The following is a 239-nucleotide window of genomic DNA, read 5'->3' on the forward strand; positions in this document are numbered from 1 at the left end:
CGGGTCTACGACCACATACTAAAGCGCCCTATTCAGACTCGCTTTCGCTACGGCTCCGTCTTTCCAACTTAACCTCGCATGTAATCGTAACTCGCCGGTTCATTCTACAAAAGGCACGCTATCACCCATTAACGGGCTCTAACTACTTGTAGGCACACGGTTTCAGGATCTCTTTCACTCCCCTTCCGGGGTGCTTTTCACCTTTCCCTCACGGTACTGGTTCACTATCGGTCACTAGG

The 239-nt window shown here is 51.0% G+C and carries 1 rRNA gene; it reads right to left on the minus strand.

Annotated features, from left to right (window positions below):
* Positions 1-239: ribosomal RNA gene (locus M3175_RS24790) — 23S ribosomal RNA — on the minus strand; the annotation flags it as partial.

This window comes from Robertmurraya korlensis, from assembly GCF_023715225.1.
In the GTDB taxonomy this organism is placed as follows: Bacteria; Bacillota; Bacilli; order Bacillales; family Cytobacillaceae; genus Robertmurraya_A.